Consider the following 6,000-nt stretch of genomic DNA (forward strand, 5'->3'; position numbering starts at 1 on the left):
CACGCCGTGAAGGGGCGGTAGCTCAGCCGGTTAGAGCAGCGGACTCATAATCCGTCGGCCGTGGGTTCGAGTCCCACCCGCCCCACCACGCGCAAGGTGTGCAGGAACGTTCTCCTTGTCGTTCTCGTCGCCTCCCCGATCCCGGACGTTCTGAGCCCGCGATCCTCGCCCCCAGGGGCCTTTCTCCGGTGTGCGCGGCCGGCCGTGGCCGCCGGATCCTCGAGTCGTGCAGGCCGGGCGCAGGTGCGGGTGCGGTCGCACCTGCGGGCCGGGCGCGGGGCCGCGCCGGTCAGAAGGCCTCCGTTTCGTCCGCCAGGTGACGCAGGACGTCCATGAGGTCGCCGCGGCGGGTGAACGCCGCGCGCTGGCGGTGGGCGCCCGAGCCGTCGCGCAGGAGACCGGCCATGGTCTTCGCCGCGTGGTCGAGGTCGCCGGAGGCGGCCAGTTCGGGGGCCACCAGGTCGAGCAGTGCCTCCGCCAGGTCCGCCGCCGGGAGCTCGGCGCCCGTGTACGGGTCGAGGCCGAAGCCCTCCAGGCCGTCGTGGGCCGCCCGCCAGCGCGCGAGGCGCAGTACGTCCTCCCGTACGGGCGGGTCGGGCCGCCGCTCCGCGATCTCGCGCAGGGCCGTCGTGACGAGGGCGCGGGCCAGTTCGGCCTGCAGGACGGCCGAGTCGATGTCCGGTGACATGTCGGGCGCCCGGAACTCGAGCGTCGGCCAGTTCCCGGACGGCCGGAGGTCCCAGTAGACCATCTTGGTGTCGAGGGCGGCCCCGGAGCCGAGCAGGGTCTGCACCGAGCGGCGGAAGTGGGCCGTCGAGGTGAAGTGCGGAGGGAGGCCGGCCGAGGGCCAGCCCGACCAGGCCATCGCCCGCCAGCTGGCGTGGCCGGTGTCACGGCCTCCCCAGAACGGCGAGTTGGCGGCCAGCGCGATCAGCGTGGGCAGCCAGGGTCTGACCCGGTTGGACACCGCGACGGCCGTGTCCACGTCGAGGGTGCCGATGTGGATGTGGCGGCCGCAGCTGACGAGGGTGTCGGTGAGCGCGCCGAAGCGCCGGTGCTGCTCGCGCTGGCGCGGCTCGTCGTCGGTCAGGTGGAGCGGACCCTCCACGGCGACGACCGGCGAGGGCGCCGCCAGCAGCCGGCAGCCGTGCGCGCGGGCCGCCTGCGCGAGGGTGGTCCGCAGTGCGGCGAGCTCTCTGCGCAGGTCCCCGGCCGAGTCGGAGACCGGGGTGGCGATCTCCACTTGGTAGCGGGTGCCCTCGGGGTGCAGTTCGTGGAGCGGTCCGGCGGCGGTGGCGAGGACGAGCGGGGCGGCCGGGACCACCCGCAGGGTGCGGGCGTCGACGAGGAGGAACTCCTCCTCGACCCCCAGGGTGAGCGGGGGGACCGTGCCGGCCGCGCCCGTGGTGCCGGTGGTGGCGGGAGTGGAGGTGGTGGCGGGGTTCGGGGTGCTCCGGGCGCTCGTGCGCGCGCTCGCGGTGCCGGTGCTCGTGGTGCCGGTGCTCGTGGTGCTTGTGCCAGGTTCGATCACTGCGCCTCCCTGGACATACGAGTCTTTTCATCATGAGCCGAACTTCGGGCGGGGAGCGCACGTCAATTCGGTCAAATGTCCGGTGATAGTGGCGAGTTAGCAGCAAGAAGCGTCCCGCCGCGGGGCTCCGGATTCCGGTGGGGAGACTGGTGCGGGTGCGTACCGAGGGAGTCCGGTCCGGCGGAAATTCGACCGGGCCTCGCGCGGCGTCTGGTTAAGATCCGATGTGACTCGTACGACGGCTCCATCACCGCCCACCCCCCTCAAACGCCGCATATTCGCCGACCTCACCCCGCTGCGGAGCTCCGCCGACTACCGGCGGCTGTGGGTCGGCGGAACCATTTCCTGGCTCGGTCAGGCGATGACCGCCCTCGCGATCTCCCTCCAGGTCTACGAGATCACCGGATCCAGCTTCTCCGTCGGGCTGGTCGGACTCTTCTCGCTCGTGCCGCTCGTCGTCTTCGGTCTCTACGGCGGCGCCATCGCCGACACCGTCGACCGCCGCACCCTCGGGCTCTTCAGCTCGCTCGGCCTGGCCGCCCTGTCGATCGGGCTGGCCGGCGCCGCGCTCCTCGACTACCACCGGGTCTGGCTGCTGTACTGCGTCGTCGCGCTCCAGGCCGTGTGCGCGGCGCTCAACGGGCCGGCCCGGTCGGCGATGATCCCGCGCCTGCTGCCCGTCGAACAGCTGCCCGCCGCCAACGCGCTGAACACCGTGACCATGACCTTCGGCATGACGGCCGGCCCGATGCTGGGCGGGGTCATCGTCGGCTGGTGGGGCTACCAGGCCGCCTACCTGATCGACGCCGTCACCTTCAGCGCCGCCCTCTACGCGATGTGGCGGCTGCCGTCGATGAAGCCCGACCGGGAGGAGGGCGCGAAGGGGCGGGCGTCCGTACTCGACGGCCTGCGCTTCCTCGGGACCCGGCCCAACATCCGGATGACCTTCTTCACCGACATGGCCGCCATGGTGCTGGCCTCGCCGAAGGCGCTCTTCCCGGCCATCGCCGTGCTCTGGTACGGCGGCGACGCGAAGACCGTCGGCCTGCTCGTGGCGGCTCCCGCGGTGGGCGCGCTGCTCGGCGGGCTGCTCTCCGGCTGGCAGGGCCGGATCCGCCGGCACGGGGTGGCGATCCTGCTGTCCGTGGCCGGATGGGGGGCGGCCATCGCGGCGTTCGGGCTGAGCCGCAACCTCTGGGCCGGGCTGTTCTTCCTCGCCCTGGCCGGCGCCTCCGACGCCACCTCGATGGTGTTCCGCACCACGATGCTCCAGGCCGCGACCCCCGACGAGATGCGGGGCCGCCTCCAGGGCGTCTTCATCGTGGTCGTCGCGGGCGGACCCCGGCTCGGGGACTTCGTCGCCGGGACCGCCGCCGACCTCACCTCGCCGGGCGTCGCGATCGCGGGCGGCGGGATCGGGTGCGTGCTCGTCCTGGTGCTGCTCGGCCTGCGGTGGCGGGGGTTCGCCCGGTACGACGCGCGGTCGCCGCAGGCCTGAGCGGGTCCCGCCCGGCGCCGCCCCCGGGCCACGAGCCCGCCCGCGGCCCGGAGAGGCTAGGCCCCGGGTGGCTCCGGCGTCTCCGGCGTCTTCGGAGTCTCCGGCGTCCGCGGGGAAACGATCCCGCGGGCGACGCCCAGGGCGACGAGGTCCTGGGGGCGGATGCGCAGTTGTTCCGCCGTCGCCGGGGCGGCCTCCGGGGGCCGCTTGAGGATGGCCGCCGCCAGTTCGGGGGCGATCACCGAGAAGTAGCTGTCCGGAGTGACCCAGGTGTGGCCCGGCGCGGCCAGCGCGAGGGCGCCGCCCGAACCGCCCTCGCCGATGAGCAGGGTGGTCACGGGAACCGTGGCCGAGGCGAGCGCCGCGAAGGTGTCGGCGATGGCGGCGCCGGCGCCCGCGTGTTCGGCGGCGGCGTCGTTGGCCGCGCCCGGGGTGTCCACCAGGGTGAGCACCGGGACGCCGAGCCGGTCCGCGAGCCGGATCACCCGGGCCGCCGTGCGGTAGCCGGCCGGGCGGGTGGCGGTGCCGCACTGGGCGGCGTAGGCCACGGCCCGGCCTTCCCGGAGCCCGAAGCCGCACAGCATGCCCGGGTCGGTGCCGCCGGCGCGGTCGCCCGAGAGGGGGAGGCGGAGGTCGAAGTACGCGTCCAGGTACTGCCGGGCGCGCGGCCGCTCGGGCCGGCGGGCCCGGCGCACGGCGTCCCACCCGGTGGGCGGCAGCGCTACGTCGGCCAGCGCGTCCGGTGGCGCGACGGGCCCGGCGGAGCGGGGCGCGGCCAGGACGCGGAGCCAGCCCGCCAGGTTCGCGGGGAGCTCCGGCAGGGACACGACGGCGTCCACGTGCCCGGCGGCGAACTGCCCCTCGGCGGTGTAGGCCGCCGGGTCCGCGTCCGCCGGCCGTACCCGGGAGCCGGCGAAGCCGACCTGCGCCCCGGGCAGCGCGAGGACCACGTCGGCCCCGGCCCCGAGGGTGGCCCAGCCGCCCCCGGTGGTGGGGTCGCGCAGGACGGCGATCTGGGGCAGGCCGGCGGCGCGGGTGAGGGCGGACTGGCGGGCCGCGCGCTGGAGTTGGGTCAGCGCGAGCATGCCCTCCTGCATCCGGGAGCCGCCGGTGGCGATGAGCGAGACCAGGGGCAGGCGGTGGGCGCGGGCGTGGGCGTAGGCCGCCTCGATCCGGTCACCGGTGCGGTGGCCGAGGGAGCCGCCGAGGAAGCCGAACTCGAAGGAGATCAGGGCGGCCCGGTGACCGTCGATGAGGGCGGTGCCGGTGACGACGGACTCGTCCTCGCCGGTCCGCCGCGCGGCGCGGGCGCGGGAGTCGTCGTAGCCGGCCCAGCCGAGGGGGCCGTCGGGGGCGGGGTCGTCGCCGCCGGCCGTGACGGGCAGTTCGGTGAAGCTGCCGGGGTCGGTTACGGATGCGAGCGCGGCGCGGGCCGATTGACGGAAGGTCACGGGGCCAGCCTAGGGCTTGGGGCGCACCTGCCACTCGGGTCCCGCTGTCAGAGGGGGGATTCCCAGGTCAGCGTCGTGCCGAGGGTGCCCGTGGAGGTGTGGCCGTCGTCGGAGACGGTCAGGCGGACCCGGGTGGGGACGGCGTCGACCTCGACCTGGATCCTGGTGACCTCCGAGCGGCGGTGCGCGGCCGCCAGCGCGCCGCGCAGGGCGGCGAGCAGGTCGCCCGCCACCGGCTCGGGGAGCAGCGCGTCCACCGCGCCCGCGAAATGGACCGACGGCTGGAAGCCCAGCAGGACCGCCGCCCCGCCGGTCTCCCGGAGGACCCGGCCGCGGAAGGTGGTCGGCGCGTCCGTCGGCGGTTGCTGGAGGGCGAAGATGGCCGTGCGGACCTCCTGGATGGTGGAGTCGAGCTCGTCCACCGCCCGGCCCAGCTCCTCGCCGACCGCATCGCCCCCCGACGAGGCCGCGGAGCGCTTCTTCGTGCTCTCCAGCATCATCTCGGTCGCGAACAGCCGCTGCACCACCAGGTCGTGCAGGTCCCGCGCGATGCGGTCGCGGTCCTCGTAGACGGCCAGCTGCTCGCGGTCGTGCTGCGCGTCCGCGAGGACCAGCGCCAGCGCGGCCTGGGAGGCGAACTGCGAGGCCAGCAGCCGGTCGACGGCGTCGTACGGGGGGTCGCCCTGGGATCGCGGCAGCGCGAGGGTGCCGATCAGCTGGCCGCCGCTCTGCAGCGGGAGCATCATGCTGGGGCCGAAGCGTTCCCGTACGTGGGTGGTCATCCGGGGATCGGTCGCCGAGTCCTCGATGAAGACGGGTTCGCCGCCCAGGAGTTGTTCCAGGACCGCCGAACCCGGCTCGATGGCCGTGCCGACCAGGTCCCCCGGGTCCCCCGGCGTGGAGGCGGCCACGATTTCCATGCCGCCCTCCGGAGTCGGCTGGAGGACGATGCCGGCCGCCGCGTCCGCGAGCAGCCGGGCCCGTTCGGCCACGCACATCAGCGCGTCCGCCGCGGGCCGGCCCGCCAGCAGGGTGGTGGTCACCGCGGCGGCGCCTTCGATCCAGCGCTCCCGGCGGCGCGCGGTCTCGTACAGCCGGGCGTTGCCGATCGCTATCCCCGCCTGCGAGGCCAGGACCCGCAGCAGTGCGAGGTCCTCGTCCGTGAAGGGCCCGCCGCCCCGCTTCTCGGTGAGGTAGAGGTTGCCGAACACCTCGGTGTGGACCCGGATCGGGACGCCGAGGAAGCTGCGCATCGGGGGGTGGCCGGGCGGGAAGCCGGCCGAGCGGGGGTCCTGGGAAAGGTCTTCCAGCATGAGCGGGCGCGGGTCGGTGATGAGGGTGCCCAGCAGCCCGGACCGGCCGTCCGGCAGATGGGGGACCGCCGCCCGCTCGGCCTCGGTCAGGCCGGCCGTGAACAGCTCGGTCAGCCGGGCGGGGGGGGGGGGGCTGGTGCCCCGCGGCCCGGGGCGGGGGCCGGCCCGCGCCGGGGTCCGCGCCGCGCTGGGGGCGGGGCGGGGGCG

4 protein-coding genes and 1 tRNA gene are annotated in these 6,000 nt (G+C 75.2%); 2 read left to right on the forward strand and 3 right to left on the reverse strand.

Going from position 1 to position 6,000, the window contains the following annotated elements; genetic code table 11:
- Positions 1–11 precede the first annotated feature (11 nt).
- A tRNA-Ile gene (locus ACWF9Z_RS21085) sits at positions 12–88 on the forward strand.
- Positions 89–289: 201 nt separating this feature from the next.
- Here the strand turns inward: ACWF9Z_RS21085 and ACWF9Z_RS21090 are convergent.
- Positions 290–1,531: a carboxylate-amine ligase gene (locus tag ACWF9Z_RS21090; protein ID WP_453604156.1), complete on the reverse strand. Its 1,242-nt coding sequence runs from the start codon at positions 1,529–1,531 to the stop codon at positions 290–292.
- 226 nt (positions 1,532–1,757) lie between these two features.
- On the opposite strand from ACWF9Z_RS21090, the gene ACWF9Z_RS21095 reads away from it, so the two are divergent.
- Entirely contained in the window at positions 1,758–3,029 is a 1,272-nt protein-coding gene (locus ACWF9Z_RS21095; RefSeq protein WP_453604157.1) for an MFS transporter, read from the forward strand.
- A 56-nt stretch (positions 3,030–3,085) separates the two neighbouring features.
- Here the strand turns inward: ACWF9Z_RS21095 and ACWF9Z_RS21100 are convergent, their stop codons facing one another.
- Positions 3,086–4,480, reverse strand: a complete 1,395-nt coding sequence (locus tag ACWF9Z_RS21100) for a carboxyl transferase domain-containing protein (protein WP_453604158.1) — start codon at positions 4,478–4,480, stop codon at positions 3,086–3,088.
- Between the two features lie 47 nt (positions 4,481–4,527).
- On the reverse strand, positions 4,528–6,000 hold a 1,473-nt coding region (locus ACWF9Z_RS21105; RefSeq protein ID WP_453604160.1), incomplete at its 5' end, for a sensor histidine kinase.

The organism is Streptomyces sp. NPDC054961 (genome assembly GCF_053609145.1).